Below are 20964 nucleotides of genomic sequence, written 5' to 3' on the forward strand. Positions count from 1 at the left end.
AAGCGCGAAATTGTTGATGAAACGCGCGTCGTTTGCAGCGATGGCCATAAGCAAACGATTGCGGTGGCGCCGGCAACCGTCAAATGAGCCGTTTTCGTCGGTTTGTCAGCGATTCGCGGTCACGACGTTCTGCGGCGTGCCCGCATGCCAGGCCTCGATGTTCAGCAGCGTCGTGTGCGCGATCTCGGCCAGCGCTTCGCGCGTGAAGAACGCCTGGTGGGACGTGACGATCACGTTGGGGAACGTCAGCAGGCGGGCGAGCACGTCGTCCTGCAGCGGCAGGTCGGAGTGATCCTCGAAGAAGAGCCCGCTTTCCTCTTCGTACACGTCGAGCCCGAGATGGCCGAGCTGGCCGCTCTTGAGCGCATCGACCAGCGCCTGCGCATCGACGAGGCCGCCGCGCCCGGTGTTGATCAGCATCGCGCCATGCTTCATCCGCGCGAGCGTCCGTTCGTTGATCAGGTGGTGCGTCGACGGCAGCAGCGGGCAGTGCAGGCTGACGATGTCGGCGTGGTGCAGCAGTTCGTCGAGCTCGACATAACGCGCGCCGAACGCGATCAGTTCGTCGTTGTACGGCGGCACCGAGTGCGCGAGCACATGCATCCCGAAGCCCATCATGATCTTCGCGAACACGCTGCCGATGATGCCGGTACCGATCACGCCGACGGTCTTGCCGTGCAAGTCGAAGCCGAGCAGGCCGTTCAGCGAGAAGTCGCCTTCGCGGGTGCGCGCGACCGCGCGCGGCAGGCGGCGGTTGAGCGCGAGGATCAGCGCGACCGCATGCTCGGCCACCGCGTGCGGCGAATAGGCGGGCACGCGCACGACCGTGATGCCGAGCCGCTCGGCGGCGGCCAGGTCGACATGGTTGAAGCCCGCCGAGCGCAGCGCGATCAGGCGCGTGCCGCCGTCGGCCAGCCGTGCGAGCACGGCCGCGTCGACGGTGTCGTTGACGAACGGGCAGACGACCCCATAACCGTGCGCGAGGATCGCGGTTTCCGCGTCGAGGTGCGACGGCTGGAAGTGCAGCCGATAGCCGAACTGCCGGTTGGCGGCAGCGAACGAATCGTCGTCGTACTGCCGGCTGCTGAACAGGATCACGCGCACGCTGCATCTCCGAAGGCTGACGCGCGCAGTTTACTGCAGGCCCGTGACGATGTCGGAGCGGTCGGGCCCGCGCGGCGGCCGCAGGAAGCCGTAGTCGGTTCGTTCGCGGGCCGGCTGCGCACTGAAGTGATCGAGCGCGTGCTCGACGAAGCTGCGCGTGCGGGCCGGCACGTACTGGCGGTTCGGGTAGACAAGCGACAGTTGCGTGTCGGGATCGTCGATCCGGTAGCCGGCCATCAGCCGCACGAGCGTGCCGTTCGCGAGCGCGCCTGCGACGCACGGCTCGGGCAGCACCGCGATGCCGGCGCCGGCCACGGCCGCCGCCTGGACGAGCGCGAGCTGGTTGACCGTGCAGGTCGGGCGCACCGTGACGGAATGCGCGATGCCGTCGTGGCCGACCAGTTGCCACGCGGGCGCATGCTGGTGCGATGCGAGCGTGACCCAGTCGTGGCCCGGCAGGTCGTCGGGCAAGCGCGGCTCGCCGCGTCGCTCGAGATAGGCCGGTGCCGCGCACGCGACGAACGGGTTCGGCGCGAGCGCGTGGCCGATCAGCGTCGGGTTGCCGTCGAGCCGGTTGCCCGTGACGATGCCGACGTCGTAACCCGAATCGAGCACGTCGAGCGGCCCCTCGGAGACGGTCAGCTGCACGCGCAACTCGGGGTAGCGGTGCCGGAAGCTGCTGACGAGCGGCGTCAGTGCAAGCGGCGACAGCAGGCCCGACGCGACGACGCGCAGCGTGCCGGCCGGTTCGCGCACGGCATGCGCGACGGACGATTCGAGGTGGTCGAATTCCTCGAGCAGCGCACGGCACCCGTCGAGGTAGCGCACGCCGGCCTCGGTAAGCGACAGGTTGCGCGTGGTGCGGTGGATCAGCCGTGTGTTCAGGTGGCCCTCGAGCATCGCGATCGAACGCGTGACGAGTGCATTGGACACGCCGAGATGGTGCGCCGCGCGCCGAAAGCTCTGCTGCTCGGCGACGCAGACGAATACACGCATGGTCTGAATCTGGTTCATGGCTTGCGTATTTCTGGCCCGGTTGATTGATTATGGTTGACGCTTTTCGCCGCGCAACCTCGAAAGCGTATCGCGCGGCACCCAGTTTTCCTTCGTATCGAAAAATCGTTTTTTTCGATTCCGCAGACGATTGTTCAATACAGAAGCGATATCCGTCAACCTGCGAAAAGGGGCGGGTTGCGGAAAATCGAAATAGGGAGTAACGCGTTAAACACGGTGCTGTATCGATGCCTGCCGTTCAAAGACGGCAGGGTATTAGAGCAAGCGCTGGGTTTCTGGTATTTCATATGTCAATCAATGGGTTGTAGGCAATTCTGGTGCACTTGCTCCGGTATTGAAGGGAAGCGTACCCCAATACATGCAGAGGTAATGGATGTTTTTTGGGGCGGCACGTCGATTTTGCGTGCCGGATTCCATGAGGCGATTTTTAGGGCGGATTCGGTCTATTTTTTTGATGCAGAAGTCGCGTTGAACCGGCGGTTTCGACGAATCACGGTGTTATTGACGGAGAAAATCGTGCGCGTGGCGTACCAATGGAACCGTTTCACAACCTCGCCCGCAATCGTTTCTCATTTCGAATGGCTGGCGTGCGGCACACGCACGGCTGGCTGGCCCGGTCCGGCGACCGGGCCAGCGTTGCGCTGTCCGGTCGTGCGTGCCTCTTGCGCGAGGCGGCGGAACACGGAATGATCGATCAGTTCGCCATGCAGCGCGGCGAGCGTCCGTGCACTTCCTTTCCTCACCTTTTACCCGCCATGTCCATCGATTACTCGCCGATTCCCTGTCCCGTCGTCGTGCCGCTCGACGCGATCCTGCCCGAAGAACCGCTGCTGATGATGGGGGCCGGCCCGGTTCCGATCCCGGCCGCCGTCGCGAAGGCGAACACGATCGTGATCAACCACCTCGGCGCGACGATGGCGAAGATCATCGAGCAGGTGAAGGAGATGGCGCGCTACGTGTTCCAGACCCGCACGAAGTGGGTGCTCGGCGTCGCGGGCCCCGGTTCGGCCGCGATGGAAATGGCGATCTCGAACCTCGCGTGGCGCGGTACCCGCGTGCTGTCGATCCGCAATGGCTTCTTCAGCGCGCGGATGGCCGAGATGGCCACGCGCGTCGGCGCCGACGTCGCGACGCTCGAAGTGGCCGATCGCGCGGTCGCGAGCCTCGACGAGATCGCGGATGCCATCGCGCGCGAGCGGCCCGAGATCGTCACGATCGTGCAGGGCGAGACGTCGAACACCGTGTGGAACCGCGACCTGCGCGACATCGCGGCGCTCGCGAAGGCGGCCGGCGCGCTGGTCGTGGTCGACGCGGTGTGCACGCTGTCGACGATGCCGCTCGAGATGGACGCGTGGGGCATCGACGCGGTGATCACGGGGGGCCAGAAAGGACTGTCGTCGATTCCCGGCGTATCGCTGATCGCGTTCTCCGACGCCGCGTGGAACCGGATGAAGCAGCGCCCCGAACCGAACGCGCACTGGTGCCTCGACATGGCGCTCGCGGAGAATTTCTGGCACAACGCGGGCTATCACTACACGGCGCCCGTGTCGGGCGTGCTCGCGCTGCACGAAGCGCTGCGGCTCGTCTGCGCGGAGACGCTCGAAAGCCGCTTCGCGCGCCACCTGCGCTGCTCGCTTGCGCTGCAGGCAGGCGTCGAGTCGATGGGGCTCAGGCTCTATGCGCCGAAGGATTGCCGGCTGAACTCGGTCGTCGGGATCGAGACGCCGGAAGGGCTGACGCCGGGGATGGTCTGCGGCCACATCTCGAAGCAGTACCAGGTCGAGATCTCGGGCTCGTTCGGGTTGCCGATCGTGCGGATCGGACAGATGGGCGAGCAGTGCCGTGAACACAACCTGTTCCGGACGCTGCATGCGTTCGGTCGCACGATGGTCGACCTGAAGGTGCCGGTCGACCTGCCGGCCGGCGTCGCGGCGCTCGAACAGGAACTGTCGCGGCGCGGCGCGTAAGCGGCGACGGGGCCGCGCTCAGCGGCCCTGCATCGCACGCCGGTAGGTATTCGGCGTCGTACCGTGAGCGTCGCGGAAGCGATGGCTGAAGTGGCCGGCATTTGCATAGCCGCAGTCGGCCGCGATCTGCGCGAGCGGCAGCGCCGTCGTGCGCAACAGCTCGCGCGCCCGCGCCAGCCGTTGCTCGGCCACCCACGCGTGCGGCGCCCGGCCGAACGACAACCGGAACATCCGCGAAAAGTGGTACTCGGACAGCGCGGCGACGTCGGCGAGTTCGCCGAGCGTCAGCGGTTGCGTCAGGTACGTGTCGATGTAGTCGCGCACGCGGCGGCGCACGGCCGGCGCGAGCCCGCCGCGGAACGACGTGTCGGTGCGGGTCGTGCTCTGCCCGCGCAGCAGCAGGCTCAGCACCTCATGTGCGGTCTCGTTCACGCGCAGCCGCTCGTCGGCATCGTCCCAGCCATCCAGCGCGAGCGAGCGCAGCAGGGCGGCGACGCGCGCATCCTCGAAGTAGGTGCGGTCGGCGAGCTTTAGCTCGCGCGGCTCGCGGTCGAGTTCGCGAATCGCGCGCTGCGTGAAGTGCTCGGGCAGGAAATACAGGTGGATGAAGTGCATCTCCCCGCGCACCCACCAGCGTGATTCGTGGTCGCCGGGCAGCGCGCACAGCAGGCTCGGCGCACCGTAGCGCGGCACGCGCTGGCGTTCCGTCTGGTAGCCGCCGTCGAGGTAGCACGACAGCGTGTGGTGGCCCGGCTGCTCGTAGATCGTCTCGCTTTCGTCGGTGATCCGCGTCCATTCAGCGATCGCGAGATGGTCGCCGAGCCACGCAAGGCGCTCGAGCGTCGCGTTCGCGTCTGCGAGCGTGCGGCAGACCGACTGCAGGCCGAACGGCAGATCGCCGCCGGCCAGGGCGGCGGGGTGGTCGATGGGGGGCGCGGAAAGGGTGAGGCTCATGATGGGCCGAGTATAAGCGGGCGGGCGGCGCCGCGGGCGGCGGCCCGAAAAAGACCGCAATTCCGGACAATCGGCGCGCGTTGGGCGGCGGCATAGTCGGAGTCCCGTTTCACCCGTCTTTTTGGATCGTCGCCGCCATGAACCTGTCGCTTTATTTCGTCACCGTGTTGATCTGGGGCACCACCTGGATCGCGATCAAGTGGCAGCTCGGCTCCGTGCCGCCGCCCGTGTCGATCGCATGGCGCTTCTGGCTCGCGGCCGCCGTGCTGTTCGCGCTGCTGCGCGTGATGCGCCGGCCGGTGCGCCCGCCGCGCGAAGCGTGGCGTTTCCTGCTGGCGCAGGGCTTCGCGCTGTTCTGCCTGAACTTCCTGTGCTTCTACTACGCGGAACAGGTCGTACCGAGCGGCCTCGTCGCGGTGATCTTCTCGACCGCGCCGCTGTTGAATTCGATCAACGGCCGGCTGTTCATGGGCCGCCCGCTGCGGCCGTCGGCGATCGCCGGCGCGCTGCTCGGCCTGACCGGCATCGCGTGCCTGTTCTGGCAGCAGATGGCCGGCCATCTCGACGACCACGCGACCTGGATGGGGCTCGCGATCGCGCTGGCGGGCACGATGTGCTTCTCGGCCGGCAACCTGCTGTCGAGCCGGATGCAGTCGATGGGGCTGCACCCGCTCGCGACCAACGGCTGGGCGATGCTGATCGGCGCGGCGATCCTGACCGTCGGCAGCGCAGCGGCCGGCTTGCCGTTCACGCTCGACACGAGCCCGCGTTATCTCGGCGCGCTCGTCTACCTGGCCGTGCCGGGCTCGGTGATCGGTTTCACCGCCTATCTGACCCTTGTCGGCCGGATCGGGCCGGAGCGTGCCGCGTACTGCACGGTGCTGTTCCCGATCGTCGCGCTGGCGGTGTCGACGGTGTTCGAGGATTACCAGTGGTCGCCGCTCGCGGTGGTCGGGCTGCTGCTGGTGGTGGCCGGCAACCTGGTCGCGTTCGACCTGACGCGGAGGCTGTTTCCGAGGACGGCGTGACGGATGAGGGGGCCGCCCGATGTCGCCTGCCCGCTCGTCAGTTTGGTTGTCATGGTTGACTTGGTTTCGAATCGGGCCTACTCTCGAGCTTCCGGTCGTGCGAGGAGGTAGCGATGGTCAGGCAGGCTCATGCGCTTGAAGGCGCGGCTGCGGTTCTCGATGTCGAGACCGAGGAGGCGCTGCGCAGCGCCGTCGGCGCCGCGACCATGCTCGGGCCCGATCGGGCCCGGGCGCTGCTCAGGCTGTCGGACGAACAACTGGGGCACTTGTTCAAGGTCGGTATCGCCCAGGTCATCGATCTGGCCGGCACGATCACGTTCGGCATCGCTGCCGCCGCGACCCGCGACAGGCAACCGTCCGTTCGCAGGAAACCGCCTGCGAGGCCGGTGGCCCGCGCGGATGCCGCGGCCGCCGATTTCGAGCAGCGTGCGCTGGCCGAACGGCGGGCGCTCGTCGCGAAGGGCGCGCTGCTGCCGGCCGCGGAGATCTGGGCAGGGCTCGGCATGACACGGCAGGCGCTCAGCAAGGCGGTCGTGTCGGGGCGCATCTTCGCGGTCGACGTGGGGGCGGCGCAGTACTACCCGGCCTTTTATCTGACGGGCGATATCGATCGCAAGACGCTCGGAAAGGTGACGCAATGCCTCGGTGGGTTGCCGGGGTGGAGCAAATGGCAATTCTTCACGACGCCCAAGGCGTCCCTCGGCAACGTCACGCCGCTGAAGGCGCTGTCGCAGGGGAAGCTTGCCGAGGTCGAGCGTGCCGCGGCGGCGTTCGCGGAACGCTAGGAGGGGCGGTTGACGTTGAGGCCGCCGAGCGAACACTTCGCGAATGCGACGCTGGTTACGCGGACGATTCCGCCGGCGGCGCTGGTGCGCGTTTCCCGGTACGAGACGGGCGAGCCGTACTTCGGCAAGTCGGGCGGCAACCGTTTCGACGACCCGCGCAAGCGGCGCCGGTATGGCACCAGCTATTTCGGTTTCGACATGCACTGTGCGTTCGCCGAGACGGTGCTGCACGACGAAGTCGCCGATCTCGCCGCTGGCGGCTTTCCGCTCGTGACGACGGAGCTCGAGCGCTTCGTGCTGTCGTTTACCGGCTCGCCGCTGACGGTGGCCGTCCTGCACGGCTTGCCGCTGAAAAACCTTGGCGGCGACGGCGCGCTGTCGACCGTCGTACCGTACGGCATCCCGCAGCAATGGTCGCTCGCTGTGCACGGGCATGGCCGCCGGGTCGATGGTTTTCTGTATATGTCACGCCATCTCAACACGTCGGAAGCGCTCGTGCTTTTCGATCGTGCCGAACCGAAGCTCACGCTCGAGCGCGCCGTGCCGTTCCGGCGCCACGTCGACGCTGCCCGCGTGCTGCGGGACTTCAACATACTGCCGCGTTAAGTCACGTCAAGCCGTGTTTCGCCGGACGCCGACGAATGGACCCGCGCGGCTTTCGTCGGAAGGAGGGCCCGCGCGATATCCCGCGGCCCGGGCGCTCATGCCGCCGCGCCGCTCCCCGCAACCCGCGCCTGCCGCTGGTACAGCACCATCGACAGCGCGACGCCCGCGGCGGCGGCCACCGCCGCGAACAGGAACACCTGCGGATAACCGAACGCGCCCGCGACATAGCCGGCGAGCGGGCCCGTGATGCCGAGCGACAGGTCGAGGAACACCGAGTACGCGGACAGCGCCGCGCCGCGGCTCGCGGGCGGCACGAGCGCGACGGCCTCGACGCCGAGTGCCGGGAAGATCAGCGCGAAGCCGAAACCCGTCAGCGCGGCGCCGACGAGCGCGACATGCGGCACGGGCGCGAGCCACAGCAGCAGGAGGCCCGAGCATTCGAACGCGAACGACACGATCGCGACGCGGAAGCCGCCGTAGGTCTTGATCGTGTTCGCGAACAGCAGGCGCGCGCCGATGAACAGCGTGCCGAACACGGTCAGCGACAGTGCGGCGTTCGGCCAGTGGCGCGCCGCGTAGTACAGCGTGACGAAGGTGGCGATCGAGCCGAAGCCGGCCGAGCCGAGCGCGAGGCCGAGGCCGTGCGGCAGCACGCGCGTGAACACGCTCGCATACGACATCCGTTCGCCGTGCACGAGCGGCACGGAATCGATCAGGCGCGCGAGATAGAAGCCGGCCGCGGCGAGCGCGATCACGATCACGCCGATCAGCGCCGGATTCAGCGTATGCGCGATCGCGACGCCGACCGGCGCGCCGAGCGCGAGTGCGCCGTAGGTGGCGATCCCGTTCCACGAGATGACCTTCGCGTTGTGCGTGACGCCGACCCGACCGATGCCCCACAGGATCGCACCGGTGCCGCACAGGCTCTCGCCGACGCCGAGTACGAGACGGCTCGCGACTAGCAGCACGAGGCTCGCGACCGGCCAGTGGGCCAGCAGCAGCGCGACGAGCAGCAGCACGCCCGACACCCCGCAGCCGACCAGCCCGCGCAGCACCGTCTGCTTCGGCCCGAGCGTATCGGCGAAGCGCCCGGCGAGCGGCCGCGACGCGAGCGTCGCGAAATACTGGACGCTGATCGCGCCGCCCGCGACGATCGCGGAAAAACCGAGGTCGTCATGGACGAAGCCCGGCAGCACCGCGAGCGGCAGGCCGATGGTCAGGTAGCAGATGAACGTGAAGCAGACGACGGACACGATTTGCAGCGTGACCGCGAACCCGCTGCGCGGCGGTGTGGCGGAATCGGTTGACATGGGGTCGGAACGAATGAACGAAGCGAGCGGAAGACGGCGAAAAAGGGAATCGGGATTTTCCCATGGAACCGGTTTTCACGCAGGTACCATTTAGTTAGTCGCACCCCGTTTTTGACGATGGCGGACGGTGTTGAAGGCGTCTGGAACGGGTGCAGGGCACCGTGCGGAAAGGGCTGCGGGCGGCCCCGGCGCTCCCCCGGCGTTCCCCGGCGTTCATATCGCGGCAGTTATATGGGCCCCATGCGTGATGGGCTATGGGTTGCGAAATTTGATGGTGTTAGCGTGCAAACTGTCAGAAAAACGTCGGTCGAGCGCACTGCGCAGGCCGCCTTGCCCCCCATTTGAAGAATCATCGAGACATGAGTGAGCCGATCCGCTTCTACCATCGTCACGCGATCCGCGAAGTCAGCGGCGCGGACGTCACCCGCACCGTGCTGCAGTATCTGCGCGAGGACGCGCATTGCACCGGCACCAAGGAAGGCTGCGCGGAAGGCGACTGCGGCGCATGCACGGTCGTCGTCGGCGAGCTGACCGACACCGGCGCGGTCGAGTTCAAGGCCGTCAACGCATGCATCCAGTTCCTGCCGACGCTCGACGGCAAGGCGCTGCTGACGGTCGAGGACCTGCGTCAGCCGAACGGCGCGCTGCATCCGGTGCAGCAGGCGATGGTCGACTGCCACGGTTCGCAATGCGGGTTCTGCACGCCGGGCTTCGTGATGTCGATGTGGGCGCTGTACGAGAAGCACGGCCACGAAGGCTGCGGCAGCGCGTGCGCGAAGGCGAAGGACGTGCCGACGCGCACCGAGATCGCCGATGCGCTGACCGGCAACCTGTGCCGCTGCACCGGCTACCGGCCGATCGTCGATGCCGCGGTGCAGATGTTCGACGCACCGGCACCGTCGGCGCCGGTCGACACGGCCGCGCTGGCCCGCACGCTCGCGTCGCTCAAGCGCGACGACACGTTCGACTACACGACGCACGACGGCGCGCGCTTCGCGGCGCCGCGCACGCTCGACGCGCTGGCCGCGCTGAAGGCCGAGCGGCCCGACGCGCGCATTCTGGCAGGCAGCACCGACATCGGCTTGTGGGTCACGAAGCAGATGCGCCGGCTCGACGACCTGATCTACGTCGGCCGGATCGCCGAGCTGCAGCGTGTCGTGCACGGCGACGACTGGATCGAGATCGGCGCGGGCGTGACGGTCGAGAACGGGTATGCGGCGCTGGCCGGTACATATCCGGAGCTGACCGAAATGTGGAAGCGCTTCGCGTCGCTGCCGATCCGCAACGCCGGCACGATCGGCGGCAACGTCGCGAACGGCTCGCCGATCGGCGATTCGATGCCGGGCCTGATCGCGCTCGGCGCACGCGTGGTGCTGCGCGGCGGCGACACGGTGCGCGAGCTGCCGCTCGAGGCGCTGTACACGGGCTACCAGCAGAAGGACATGGCGCCGCACGAATTCGTCGTCGGCCTGAAGGTGCCGACCCGCACCGGCGCGCGCGAAAAGCTGCAGTTCCGCACGTACAAGCTGTCGAAGCGGTTCGACTCCGACATCTCGGCCGTGTGCGCGGCGTTCGCGTTCATCGCGGACGGCGACACGATCCGCGAGCCGCGCATCGCGTTCGGCGGAATGGCCGCGACGCCGAAGCGGGCGACGCACACGGAAAGTCTGCTCGACGGCGCGACGTGGCACGAAGCCACCGCGCAGGCCGCGATGCAGGCGCTCGAGCGCGACTACCAGCCGCTGTCCGACATGCGCGCGACGAGCACGTACCGCCTCGATACCGCGAAGAACCTGATGTACCGATTCTGGCTGGAGACGCGCCCGCACGACCCGCTGCCGCCGCAAGCCCTGAATGTGCGTGAAGTGGCCGCCGAAACCGGCACCGACGCGGCGCGCGTCTGAAGACGGAGAACCCCGAACATGAACCAGCAAGCAGAACCGTTCCTGAACACCCTCGATCCGCAAGCCGACGCCGCGCAGGTCCACGTCTCGCGCGCGCACGAATCCGCGCACCTGCACGTCAGCGGACGTGCCACCTACACCGACGACATCCCGATCGTCGCGGGCACGCTGCACGCGGCGCTCGGCCTGTCGGCGAAACTGCACGCGAAAATCGTGTCGATGAACTTCGACGCGGTGCGCGCGACGCCGGGCGTGGTCGCCGTGTTCACGGCCGACGACATTCCGGGCGTCAACGATTGCGGCCCGATCATCCACGACGACCCGGTGCTCGCGAAGGGCATCGTGCAGTTCGTCGGCCAGCCGATGTTCATCGTCGTCGCGACGTCGCATGAAACCGCGCGGCTTGCCGCGCGCCGCGCACAGATCGACTACGAGGAGTTGCCGGCGATTCTCACCGCGCAGGAAGCGCGCGCGGCCGAAACCTACGTGATCCCGCCGCTGAAGCTCGCGCGCGGCGACGCGGCCGCGCGCCTTGCCGCCGCACCGCACCGCGAGTCGGGCGAAATGCTGCTCGGCGGCCAGGAGCAGTTCTACCTCGAAGGGCAGATCGCGTACGCGGTGCCGAAGGACGACGACGGGATGCATGTGTACTGCTCGACGCAGCACCCGAGCGAGATGCAGCACCTCGTCGCGCACGTGCTCGGCGTCGCGTCGCACAACGTGCTCGTCGAGTGTCGCCGGATGGGCGGCGGGTTCGGCGGCAAGGAATCGCAGTCGGGCCTGTTCGCGTGCTGCGCGGCGCTCGCCGCGTGGAAGCTGCTGTGCCCGGTGAAGCTGCGTCCGGATCGCGACGACGACATGATGATCACCGGCAAGCGCCACGACTTCCATTACCGCTTCGACGTCGGTTACGACGACGACGGCCGCATCGACGGCGTCGCGCTCGACATGACGTCGCGCTGCGGCTTCTCGGCCGACCTGTCGGGCCCGGTGATGACGCGCGCGGTATGCCATTTCGACAACGCGTACTGGCTCGGCGACGTGAACATCGCCGGCTACTGCGGCAAGACCAACACGCAGTCGAACACCGCGTTCCGCGGCTTCGGCGGCCCGCAGGGCGCGTTCGCGATCGAGTACATCCTCGACGACATCGCGCGCTCGCTCGATCGCGATCCGCTCGACGTGCGCTACGCGAACCTGTACGGCAAGACCGAACGCAACGTGACGCCATACGGGCAGACGGTCGAGGACAACGTGCTGCAGGAGCTGCTCGGCGAACTCGAGGCGACGAGCGACTACCGCGCGCGGCGCGCGGGCGTGCGCGAATTCAACGCGCGCAACACGGTGCTGAAGAAGGGCATTGCGCTCACGCCGGTGAAGTTCGGCATCGCGTTCAACGTCACGCACTTCAACCAGGCCGGCGCGCTGGTGCACATCTATACCGACGGCTCGGTGCTCGTGAACCACGGCGGCACGGAGATGGGGCAGGGGCTCAACACGAAGGTCGCGCAGGTCGTCGCGCACGAGCTCGGCATCCGCTTCGGCCGGATCCGCGTGACGGCGACCGACACCAGCAAGGTCGCGAACACGTCCGCGACGGCCGCTTCCACGGGCTCGGACCTGAACGGCAAGGCGGCGCAGGATGCGGCGCGCCAGCTGCGTGAGCGGCTCGCGGTGTTCGCGGCGAAGCAGTTCGGCGACGGCAAGGTCGACGCGGCCGACGTGAAGTTCGGCAACGATTTCGTGTGGGTCGGCGGCAACGGCGTGCCGTTCGGCGACGTGATCGCGAAGGCGTACCTCGCGCGCGTGCAGCTGTGGTCCGACGGTTTCTACGCGACGCCGAAGTTGTACTGGGATCAGTCGAAGCTGCAGGGCCGGCCGTTCTACTACTACTCGTACGGCGCGGCCGTGTCGGAAGTCGTGATCGACACGCTGACCGGGGAGATGCGCACGCTGCGCGTCGATGCGCTGCACGACGTGGGCGCATCGCTGAACCCGGCGCTCGACATCGGCCAGGTCGAAGGCGCGTTCATCCAGGGGATGGGCTGGCTGACGACCGAGGAGCTGTGGTGGAACAAGGGCGGCAAGCTGATGACGCATGCGCCGTCGACGTACAAGATCCCGACGGTGAACGACACGCCGCCCGAGTTCAACGTGCAGCTGTTCAAGAACCGCAACGTCGAGGACAGCATCCACCGTTCGAAGGCCGTCGGCGAGCCGCCGCTACTGCTGCCGTTCTCGGTGTTCTTCGCGGTGCGCGACGCGGTGGCCGCGGTCGGCGACTACCAGGTGAACCCGCCGCTCGATGCGCCGGCCACCGGCGAGTCGATCCTGCGCGCGGTCAGCGCAGTGCGTGCGGCGCGCGCCGGTCAGGCAGGCTGAGATGAAACGGCTCCCGTGCTCGCTTCGTTCGCTGCTTCCGATGGGGGCGGTCAGCCTCCTTGGGGCGGCCCGGCGGAGGCTGACATGAACGGCCCCACGCGCTCGCTTCGCACCGCGCCGCCGGAGGCGTTCGCGCAGGGCACCGGCCAGCGCAACCGCGCGAGCGGCACGCGGGCGCCGATGCACATCGTGCTGTTCGGCGCCGGGCACGTCGGTCACGCGCTCGTCACGCTGCTCGGCGCGCTGCCGTGCGTCGTGCAGTGGGTCGACACGCGCGACGAGCTGTTCCCGGACGAATGTCCGCCGAACGTGCAGCCGGAGCCGACCGACACGCCGGAGGCCGTCGTCGACGCGGCGCCGCCCGGCGCATATTTCCTCGTGATGACGCACAACCACGCGCTCGACTTCTCGCTCGCCGCTCAGATCATGCGGCGGCGCGACTATGCGTACTTCGGGATGATCGGCTCGCGCACCAAGCGCGTGAAGTTCGAACGCCGGCTTGCCGCGCGCGGCGTCGATCCGGCGCGGCTCGTCGAGATGGTGTGCCCGATCGGCGTCGCGGGCATCGTCGACAAGGCGCCGGGCGCGATCGCGGTGGCCGTGTGCGCGGAGCTGCTGCAGGCGCGCTCGGGCATGCCGGTGGCCGATGCGAAGGCCGCGGCGGCGGGGCGTGCGCGCGACGACGTGTCCTGCGCGCGGTAGCATGGCGCGGCCAGGGCATGGCCGCGCGTTTTTGCATACACTGCACGACGACGCGCGGCACCGGGCCGCGCCTTACCGTGCACGCACCATGTCCGATCACCAGGTTTATCTCGACACGCTCGATGCGAGCCTCGTCGCCATCGAGCGCTGGCTGTCCGGCGCCGATACCGCGCCCGGGGCGCTCGACGCGCTGCTCGCTTGGTTCTCCGCCGATTTCACGATGATCCTGACCGACGGCCGCGAGGTCGACCACGACGGCACGCGCGCGCTGTTCGCGAAGCTCGCCGGCGCGAAGCCGGGGCTGCGCATCACGCTGTCGGACACCCGCGTGCTCACGGCCGACGCGTCACATGCGACGCTCACCTATCTCGAAGCGCAGCACGCGGCCTCGGGCGAGCTGCCCGCGCGCCGTGCGACCGCCGTGTTCGAACGCGACGCGGCGGGCGTCGTGCGCTGGACCCATCTGCAGGAAACCTTCTGCACGGCCTGAGCGGCCTGAGTGGCCGCGCCGAGGCTCGACGCTCGCGGCTCAGCGCTTGCGGCCGCGGGCGACCGTCAGCTCGTCGGACACGCTCTGCATCAGCGCGCACAGCCACGCGATGTCGGTCGGCCGGTCGGGTTGCGGATGCGTGAGCAGGTAGCTCTTGATGCGCGGAAACGGCACCGGCGGCGTGACGACGACGAGCGGCAGCAACTGCGCATAATGCGTCGCGAAGCGGCGCGTCGTCGTGAAGATCAGGTCAGACTGCAGCAGCACCTGCGGCACGATCCCGAAGTACGGAAGCGTCGTCACGATGCGCCGCGTGAGGTGCGCGCGGGCAAGGCCGATCTCGATCGCGTTGCGTTTGTCGCCGGTGTACGGCGTCGGCGCGACGTGCGCGGCCGACGCGTACGCGTCGCGCGTGAGCGGCCCGCGCGCGAGCGGGTGCGCGTCGCGCATCAGGCACACGATCGTGTCGGAGAACAGGTCCTGGCGTGCGAACTGCGGGTCGGGTTTCGGCCAGTTGCCGATCACGAGATCGAGCGCGCCGGATTCGAGCGCGCCCGCATGATCGAGCGCGGGATTCAGCGAATCGATTTCCAGGTGCGCATGCGGCGCCGCGTCGCGAAAGCGTTCGATCAGCGTCGGCATGAAGAAATCGTTCAGGTAATCGGGCGCGGCGACGCGGAACGTGCGCCGTGCGGACGACGGATCGAAGTCGCCGTGCGGCGTCGCGATGAAATCGACCTCGCGCAGCGCGCGCTGCGCGGCCTCGAGCAGCGACGCGCCGTATTCGGTCGGCACCATGCCGGATTTGCCGCGCACGAGGATCGGGTCGTTCAGCGTCTCGCGCAGCTTGCGCAGCGCGGTGCTGATCGCGGGCTGGGTCTGGTTCAGCCGCAGCGCGGCCTGCGTGACGCTGCGCTCGAGCAGCAGCGTGCGCAGCACACGCACGAGCCAGATATCGAGCGAGGCGGTACGGTCGTCGTCTTCCATCGGTGGGGGTGATTCGGGTGACGCGTAACGTTACCGTAATCGCGCGTTGCCGTGCGTGATACCGGCCATCACGCGCGGCCCTTCGGCAGCGCGCTGATCCGCTTGACCTCGCGCGATTCGAGCCAGTTCGGCGTGCGCGCGCAGTACAGCACCATCGGCAGCGCGTCCTCGCCCCAGAACAGCTGCCGGTTCATCCAGAACGTCGGCACGCCGAACACCCCGAGCGCGATCGCGTCGGCGTTGTTGCGCGCCAGCTGCGCGGCGGTCTCCTCGAATTCGATCAGCTCGTCGCCGTGGCCGACGCCGACCCGCTCGCACAATGCCGCGAACCCTTCCGGCGTCGACGAGTCGTTGCCGTCGCGCCAGATGAAGCGGAACATCTCCAGCACGGTCGCGATGTCGGCGCGCAGCGCGATCGCGAGGCGCAGCACCTTGTCGGACTCGAACGGGTGAGCGGGCGGCATCTTGAAGCGGATGCCGAGCTGCTCGGCGCGGAACAGCGCGTGACGGTACGTGAACACGCGCTTGGCCGGCACGTCGGCGCTGGGGCGCTGCCCCCAGTGCCGCTGCAGGTCGGGCAGCGACACGGCGACGGGTTCGAACGGCACGTCCGGCCACTTGTCGTGCTGTTCGAGGAGCAGGTAGGAGAACGGCGACACGAAGTCGAAGAACCAGGCGGGCTGGGCGATATCGAGGCCGGTTGTCATGTCGATCTCCAGTGGATGGGGCGTGCGGCGTCTGGCGGCGGCCTCCATGTTACGCGGCGGCGCACGCATGCGGCAATGATCGCGGATCGTCCGGTCAAGCGGAACCGGGAGTCGCCCGAGGGGGCGCGCCGGCCGGTGGCGCGGCGTCGGCACGTGCCTGCGGCGCACCGCCGGCGCCCGGCGGGCCGGCCGGCGTGTCGTGGTCGTGCGCGGTGAGCCGTTCGCGCACGAAGCCGATGTGCTCGCGCAGCACGTAGAACTGGCCCGCATAGGCGAGCGGCATCTTCATCCGGTTCACGGCTTCCTCGATGTCGTCGAGTTCGTCGAGCAACTGCACGCGCTCCTCGGCCGTGTGCTCGCCGAGCGCGCGGCGCTCGAGCGCGATCAGCGCGCCGTACCAGCGGTAGATGCGCGAGCGCACGCGCCAGCCGTACAGCGACGGCACGAGCCGCAGCCCGGGGATCAGCACGACGATCAGCGGCACGACCACGACGAGCAGCCGGTCGACGAGGCTCGCGACCCAGAACGGCAGCCGCCGGTACAGGAAGGACTTGCCGGATTTGTAGTAGCGCGCGGCGTCGTCGGACAGCGGGAAGCCGCGCGTGACGGACGACGGGAATTCGCCTGCGTGCTGCAGGATCGTCGCGTGGCCGTGCACCTCGCGCGCGGCCTCGATCAGCAGGTCGGACAGCGCGGGGTGCAGCGAGTCGCGTGCGACCAGCTCGATGGTCGGCGCGACCGTGTGGATGTCGGCGGGCGGCAGGTTGCGGCCGAGATCGTAGACGCCCATCGGCAGCGTGATCGCGGTCAGGTACGGGAAGCGCCGCGCATACGCCTCGGCCTGGGTGAACGAATACACGTGCACGCCCGGTGCGCGGAACAGCTTCGCCATCACCGGGATCTGCGTCGAGTCGCCGGACAGGAATGCCGCGTCGATCTTGCCGTCGAGCAGCGCGGTGGCCGCATCCTCGCCGGCGGTCGGCAGCAGCTCGGTCGACCCGCCCGGCACGATGCCGTTCATCTTCAGCAGCGCGAGGCTCAGTTCGCGCGCGCCGCTGCCTTCCGCGCCGAGCGCGAGCCGCTTGCCCTTGAAATCGGACAGGCGCGCGACGACCGGGCCGCGGTACATGATCGCGAGCGGCACGTAGCCGATGCTGCCCAGCGACACGAGGTGCTCGTCGCGCTCCTTCGGGCCGATGCCGCTCTGCACGAAGCCGACGTCGACCGGCGCGTTCGGGTTCGACAGCCGCGCGAGGTTCTGGGCGGACCCTTCGGACGACTGGACGTCGAGCGTGACGCCGTTCTTCGCGAGGATCGTCTTGTATTTCTGCGCGGCGTTCCAGTACGTGCTGCCGGGCGGCCCGGACGAGATCACGAGCGTGGACGGCGGGGCCGGCTGGATCAGCTTGACCGCGAGCCAGACGGCCGTGGCGGCGAGCAGCACGGTGGGGCCGATCGACAGCGCGAGGTCGCGCCACGACACCGCGACGAAACGGGCGAGGATGCGGCGAGGCGGGCGGGGGCGGGCTGGCTTCATGGGGGGCGGCGGATGACGCTGGCGTGACGTATCGGTGACGGTCGGCGCGGACGAGGCGGATTCTCGCGGCGATGGTACCCGGTTTCGCGGTGCGTGCGCGAGTGCGGCGCGGCGGCGCGACGACAGCGGCGGGGGCCGCCGCGTCAAAAGCTTTGCGCTTCCGCGGGCGCTGGATTACATTGTGCGACGCAGCCGCGCCCGATTCGCGCGCGACCCGGCACGCAATGAGACCGGGCGCGTCCGGCCGGCGGCTGTCCGGCCCGGCCGGCCCGCTCTCGCGTGCGCCGTCCGCCAGCCCGTCTTGCCTCTCTCGTATCGCCGTGGAAAACACCGGCTGTCCCGCCCGTTCGCGCGCGGGCCGGCTGTTTTTGGGGGTATCCGGCCGTACTGTGCACGGCCGTTCCGGAGTGATAAGGAGATAGCATGAAGTCGATCGTGTTGAGAGCGTTGGGTGTCGCCGCCGTGGCGGCCTGTCTGTCGGGCAGCGTGTATGCGCAGTCGAGCGATGCGGCGGCAACGGAAGCGCCCGCGGCAGCGACCAGCGCGCCGAAGGCCGCCGCGAAAACCGCGAAGAAGGCGAACCGCAAGCTCGGCTATACGGTGCGCAAGGCGATTTCGAAGGAATCGGGCGTGAACGTGTCGAACCTCGTCGTGCGTTCGAAGGGCGGCGCGATCACGCTGGAAGGCACGATGCCGGCCCAGGACCAGATCGACAAGGCCGAAGCTGCAGCCAAGGGCGTGGCGGGCGTGACGTCGGTCACGAACAAGCTGACGGTTCAGCAGCAGTGATGCCGGGCGGCGGCGCGCGAGCGCCGCGTGCGCCCGTTTCCAGGCGGGCCCCGGCATGCCGGGGCCCGTTTGCGCTTGAGAGGCCGCAAGCCGCATGAAGCGGCGGCGGACCGATAACGATATCGAGAGGGCGGCGATGACGAGGCTCGGGTGGGGCAGGCGGATGGTTTTCGGCGCGGCGCTGGCCGCGATCGCGCTACTCGGCGCCTGTAACGGCGACGAATCGGCCGAGCGCAACCGGTTGCCCGGTTTCGTGTCCGGCAGCGTGCGCACGACAGCCTATGACGGCGCGAGCGACGACCTGCTGACGGCCGGCCTCGGCAAGACGGGCCTCGGCTCGGCCACCGCCCCCGGCTTCGCGAACGCCGCCCGGCCGACTGGCGCCGAGCTGCGCCGCCTGGCGATCTGGTCGAACTACCGCGCGCTCGTCGACATGAGCGCGAACGGCGGCTACGGCCGCTTCTGGGGGCCGAACGTCGATCTCGACGGCAACGACACGCTCGGCGAAGGCAAGATCCCCGGCACCGAATATCTCGCGTACTCCGACGACGGCAGCGGCAGCAAGAACGTGACGCTGCTCGTGCAGGTGCCCGCCAGCTTCAATCCCGCGCAGCCGTGCATCGTCACCGCGACGTCGTCGGGCTCGCGCGGCGTGTACGGCGCGATTTCCGCAGCCGGCGAATGGGCGCTCAAGCGCGGCTGCGCGGTCGCCTACAACGACAAGGGCGGCGGCAACGGCGCGCACGAACTCATGTCGGACACCGTCACGCTGATCGACGGCACGCTCGCCAACGCGGTGCTGGCCGGCACCGCGAGCCTGTTCACCGCGAACGTGACGAGCGGCGATCTCGCCACCTTCAATTCCCGCTTCCCGAACCGCTATGCGTTCAAGCACGCGCATTCGCAGCAGAATCCCGAGCAGGACTGGGGGCGCGTGACGCTGCAGTCGGTCGAGTTCGCGTACTGGGCGCTCAACGAGCAGTTCGGCCCGCTGATCGACAGCTCGCATCACGGCGTGCGCTATCGCGCGGGCGACATCACGACGATCGCCGCGTCGGTCAGCAACGGCGGCGGCGCGTCGCTCGCGGCGGCCGAGCAGGACAGTCGCGGCTGGATCACCGCGGTCGTGGTCGGCGAGCCGCAAATCAACGTGCGGATGGCGCCGAATGCGGTCGTGCGCTCGGGCGGCCAGCCGGTGCCGTCGTTCGGCCGGCCGCTGGCCGACTACGCGACCCTCGCGAACCTGCTTCAGCCGTGCGCGGCCGCGTCGGCGTCGCTCGCCGGTGCGCCGTACCTGAGCGCGCTGCCGGCGGCGACCACGCAGTCGATCCGCACGCAGCGCTGCGCGACGCTCGCCGCGGCCGGGCTGGTGGCGGGGGCCGATACGCAAAGCCAGGCCGCCGACGCGCTCGCGCAGCTCCACGCGGCCGGCTACCTTGCCGATTCCGACCTGCTGCAAGCGCCGATGTGGGATTCGCAGGCGATTCCGGCGATCGCCGTCACGTATGCGAACGCATACACGCGCTCGCGCGTCACCGACAACCTGTGCAATTTCAGCTTCGCGACGACGAACCCGGCAACGGGCGCCGTCGCCGCGCCTGCCACGTCGCCGATGCCGACCGTCTTCGGCGTCGGCAACGGCGTGCCGCCGACGGCCGGCATCAACCTGGTGTTCAACACGGGCGCGGGTATCGACCACCGGCTCGCGACACCCGATGCGAGTTTCGCGGGCGCGCTGTGCCTGCGCCAGCTCTGGACGAACGGGATGCTCGGGATGCCCGCGAACGTCGACGCGGTGCGCGTGAACGCGAACCTGCAGGGCAAGCCGGCGATCATCGTCCAGGGCCGCAGCGATGCGCTGGTGCCCGTGAACCACGCATCGCGCGCGTACGTCGCGCAGAACGGCATCAGCGAAGGCGGGCGCAGCCGGCTCGTGTTCTACGAGGTGACGAATGGCCAGCACTTCGACGCGTTCCTGCCGGTGCCGGGCTTCGACACGCGCTTCGTGCCGGTTCACTACTACAACGTGCAGGCGCTGAACCTGATGTGGCGGCACCTGAAGAACGGTGCGCCGCTGCCGCCGTCGCAGGTGATCCGCACGGTGCCGCGCGGCGGCACGCCGGGCGCCGCGCCCGCGCTGACGAGCGCGAACCTGCCGCCGATCTCGGCCGCGCCGGGGGCGAACGCGATCACGACCGGTGCCGGCGCGATCGACGTGCCGCTCTGACGGCGCCCGCCGCGCCGCCCGCACGAAGCCGGACAGCCGTCCGGCTTTTTCCTTTGAGCGAATGGAATCGGTCCCGGATTGGCTTTTGTCCGAATGGCGAGCGCTGTAACAAATTCTTACTTTACGGCGGTAAATCAGAACCCTAATATGCGCCGGTATTTTCACTTAATTTAATAAATTACAGATACGAAGATATTCCTTTCCGTTTAGTTAATCGATCCTTTCGATTTTGTTAAATCGGCTCGAGTCACGGTTGATCGCTGTTCTGCGATTAATCGGTATCTCGCCGAGGGGGATCGTTCGTCTGTTCGAAGCGAGGTGCCCTTGTCGGGCGGGCCTTGCGGGGTGTGTTTTTGCCGTCGATTTTGTGTGCATGCAAATTCGCGCAATGAATTCGTATTGCTGCGGATTATTGAATTGCCGTTTGCAATGGAATTGATTCCATTGTGCGGTTGCAAAAAAACATGGGTG

The 20964-nt window shown here is 68.4% G+C and carries 18 protein-coding genes; 11 read left to right on the forward strand and 7 right to left on the reverse strand.

The window, feature by feature from the left end; genetic code table 11:
- Positions 1-105 precede the first annotated feature (105 nt).
- Both AB3K92_RS26270 and AB3K92_RS26275 read right to left on the reverse strand, forming a co-directional pair.
- Positions 106-1104, reverse strand: coding sequence for a 2-hydroxyacid dehydrogenase (locus tag AB3K92_RS26270; protein WP_369466108.1), 999 nt, complete (start codon positions 1102-1104; stop codon positions 106-108).
- A gap of 30 nt (positions 1105-1134) precedes the next feature.
- Positions 1135-2118 (reverse strand): LysR family transcriptional regulator, encoded by a 984-nt coding sequence (locus tag AB3K92_RS26275; RefSeq protein ID WP_059487238.1) that lies wholly within the window; start codon positions 2116-2118, stop codon positions 1135-1137.
- A 36-nt stretch (positions 2119-2154) separates the two neighbouring features.
- On the opposite strand from AB3K92_RS26275, the gene AB3K92_RS26280 reads away from it, so the two are divergent.
- Both AB3K92_RS26280 and AB3K92_RS26285 read left to right on the forward strand, forming a co-directional pair.
- A complete protein-coding gene (locus AB3K92_RS26280; RefSeq protein WP_219707442.1) occupies positions 2155-2808 on the forward strand; it encodes a hypothetical protein in 654 nt (217 codons plus the stop codon).
- Between the two features lie 65 nt (positions 2809-2873).
- Positions 2874-4085, forward strand: coding sequence for an alanine--glyoxylate aminotransferase family protein (locus AB3K92_RS26285; protein ID WP_060051879.1), 1212 nt, complete (start codon positions 2874-2876; stop codon positions 4083-4085).
- An 18-nt stretch (positions 4086-4103) separates the two neighbouring features.
- Here AB3K92_RS26285 and AB3K92_RS26290 read toward each other — a convergent pair whose 3' ends face one another.
- Positions 4104-5039: a helix-turn-helix domain-containing protein gene (locus AB3K92_RS26290; protein WP_369466109.1), complete on the reverse strand. Its 936-nt coding sequence runs from the start codon at positions 5037-5039 to the stop codon at positions 4104-4106.
- A gap of 137 nt (positions 5040-5176) precedes the next feature.
- On the opposite strand from AB3K92_RS26290, the gene AB3K92_RS26295 reads away from it, so the two are divergent.
- From AB3K92_RS26295 to AB3K92_RS26305, 3 genes are all read left to right on the forward strand, one after another.
- Positions 5177-6067 (forward strand): DMT family transporter, encoded by an 891-nt coding sequence (locus tag AB3K92_RS26295; RefSeq protein WP_059860473.1) that lies wholly within the window; start codon positions 5177-5179, stop codon positions 6065-6067.
- Between the two features lie 113 nt (positions 6068-6180).
- Positions 6181-6852, forward strand: a complete 672-nt coding sequence (locus AB3K92_RS26300; protein WP_048023664.1) for a hypothetical protein — start codon at positions 6181-6183, stop codon at positions 6850-6852.
- Positions 6853-6861: 9 nt separating this feature from the next.
- A complete protein-coding gene (locus AB3K92_RS26305) occupies positions 6862-7458 on the forward strand; it encodes an RES family NAD+ phosphorylase (protein WP_060130946.1) in 597 nt (198 codons plus the stop codon).
- Between the two features lie 95 nt (positions 7459-7553).
- On the opposite strand, the gene AB3K92_RS26310 is transcribed toward AB3K92_RS26305, so the two are convergent.
- Entirely contained in the window at positions 7554-8768 is a 1215-nt protein-coding gene (locus tag AB3K92_RS26310; RefSeq protein ID WP_059487247.1) for an MFS transporter, read from the reverse strand.
- 359 nt (positions 8769-9127) lie between these two features.
- Between AB3K92_RS26310 and xdhA the strand changes: the two genes are divergently transcribed.
- The 4 genes from xdhA to AB3K92_RS26330 all read left to right on the forward strand — a co-directional run bounded on the left by xdhA (position 9128) and on the right by AB3K92_RS26330 (position 14246).
- Positions 9128-10672 (forward strand): xanthine dehydrogenase small subunit, encoded by a 1545-nt coding sequence (gene xdhA / locus AB3K92_RS26315; RefSeq protein WP_060130948.1) that lies wholly within the window; start codon positions 9128-9130, stop codon positions 10670-10672.
- Between the two features lie 18 nt (positions 10673-10690).
- Positions 10691-13054, forward strand: a complete 2364-nt coding sequence (xdhB, locus tag AB3K92_RS26320; RefSeq protein WP_369466110.1) for a xanthine dehydrogenase molybdopterin binding subunit — start codon at positions 10691-10693, stop codon at positions 13052-13054.
- Positions 13055-13138: 84 nt separating this feature from the next.
- A complete protein-coding gene (gene xdhC / locus AB3K92_RS26325; RefSeq protein WP_060331203.1) occupies positions 13139-13756 on the forward strand; it encodes a xanthine dehydrogenase accessory protein XdhC in 618 nt (205 codons plus the stop codon).
- Between the two features lie 88 nt (positions 13757-13844).
- Entirely contained in the window at positions 13845-14246 is a 402-nt protein-coding gene (locus AB3K92_RS26330; RefSeq protein WP_021157132.1) for a nuclear transport factor 2 family protein, read from the forward strand.
- A 39-nt stretch (positions 14247-14285) separates the two neighbouring features.
- Here AB3K92_RS26330 and AB3K92_RS26335 read toward each other — a convergent pair whose 3' ends face one another.
- From AB3K92_RS26335 to AB3K92_RS26345, 3 genes are all read right to left on the reverse strand, one after another.
- Positions 14286-15233, reverse strand: coding sequence for a LysR family transcriptional regulator (locus AB3K92_RS26335; protein ID WP_369466111.1), 948 nt, complete (start codon positions 15231-15233; stop codon positions 14286-14288).
- Positions 15234-15301: 68 nt separating this feature from the next.
- Positions 15302-15940: a DsbA family protein gene (locus tag AB3K92_RS26340; RefSeq protein ID WP_369466112.1), complete on the reverse strand. Its 639-nt coding sequence runs from the start codon at positions 15938-15940 to the stop codon at positions 15302-15304.
- Positions 15941-16034: 94 nt separating this feature from the next.
- Positions 16035-17477 carry a TAXI family TRAP transporter solute-binding subunit gene (locus AB3K92_RS26345; protein ID WP_048029112.1) on the reverse strand — a complete coding sequence of 481 codons (1443 nt, stop codon included), beginning with the start codon at positions 17475-17477 and terminating at the stop codon, positions 16035-16037.
- A 423-nt stretch (positions 17478-17900) separates the two neighbouring features.
- Between AB3K92_RS26345 and AB3K92_RS26350 the strand changes: the two genes are divergently transcribed.
- Positions 17901-18266 (forward strand): BON domain-containing protein, encoded by a 366-nt coding sequence (locus AB3K92_RS26350; RefSeq protein WP_021157129.1) that lies wholly within the window; start codon positions 17901-17903, stop codon positions 18264-18266.
- Positions 18267-18402: 136 nt separating this feature from the next.
- A complete protein-coding gene (locus tag AB3K92_RS26355; protein ID WP_369466113.1) occupies positions 18403-20493 on the forward strand; it encodes a D-(-)-3-hydroxybutyrate oligomer hydrolase in 2091 nt (696 codons plus the stop codon).
- Positions 20494-20964 lie beyond the last annotated feature (471 nt).

The organism is Burkholderia sp. Bmkn7 (genome assembly GCF_041103175.1).
GTDB lineage: Bacteria > Pseudomonadota > Gammaproteobacteria > Burkholderiales > Burkholderiaceae > Burkholderia > Burkholderia cepacia.

Bases quoted from the DNA above. Each gene is read 5' to 3' on its own strand.
- AB3K92_RS26340 (WP_369466112.1), bottom strand. From the start codon at position 15,940: ATGACAACCGGCCTCGATATCGCCCAGCCCGCCTGGTTCTTCGACTTC.
- AB3K92_RS26310 (WP_059487247.1), bottom strand. From the start codon at position 8,768: ATGTCAACCGATTCCGCCACACCGCCGCGCAGCGGGTTCGCGGTCACG.
- AB3K92_RS26285 (WP_060051879.1), top strand. From the start codon at position 2,874: ATGTCCATCGATTACTCGCCGATTCCCTGTCCCGTCGTCGTGCCGCTC.
- AB3K92_RS26300 (WP_048023664.1), top strand. From the start codon at position 6,181: ATGGTCAGGCAGGCTCATGCGCTTGAAGGCGCGGCTGCGGTTCTCGAT.
- xdhB (WP_369466110.1), top strand. From the start codon at position 10,691: ATGAACCAGCAAGCAGAACCGTTCCTGAACACCCTCGATCCGCAAGCC.
- AB3K92_RS26295 (WP_059860473.1), top strand. From the start codon at position 5,177: ATGAACCTGTCGCTTTATTTCGTCACCGTGTTGATCTGGGGCACCACC.
- AB3K92_RS26290 (WP_369466109.1), bottom strand. From the start codon at position 5,039: ATGAGCCTCACCCTTTCCGCGCCCCCCATCGACCACCCCGCCGCCCTG.
- AB3K92_RS26330 (WP_021157132.1), top strand. From the start codon at position 13,845: ATGTCCGATCACCAGGTTTATCTCGACACGCTCGATGCGAGCCTCGTC.
- xdhC (WP_060331203.1), top strand. From the start codon at position 13,139: ATGAACGGCCCCACGCGCTCGCTTCGCACCGCGCCGCCGGAGGCGTTC.
- AB3K92_RS26350 (WP_021157129.1), top strand. From the start codon at position 17,901: ATGAAGTCGATCGTGTTGAGAGCGTTGGGTGTCGCCGCCGTGGCGGCC.
- AB3K92_RS26355 (WP_369466113.1), top strand. From the start codon at position 18,403: ATGACGAGGCTCGGGTGGGGCAGGCGGATGGTTTTCGGCGCGGCGCTG.
- AB3K92_RS26275 (WP_059487238.1), bottom strand. From the start codon at position 2,118: ATGAACCAGATTCAGACCATGCGTGTATTCGTCTGCGTCGCCGAGCAG.
- AB3K92_RS26335 (WP_369466111.1), bottom strand. From the start codon at position 15,233: ATGGAAGACGACGACCGTACCGCCTCGCTCGATATCTGGCTCGTGCGT.
- xdhA (WP_060130948.1), top strand. From the start codon at position 9,128: ATGAGTGAGCCGATCCGCTTCTACCATCGTCACGCGATCCGCGAAGTC.
- AB3K92_RS26345 (WP_048029112.1), bottom strand. From the start codon at position 17,477: ATGAAGCCAGCCCGCCCCCGCCCGCCTCGCCGCATCCTCGCCCGTTTC.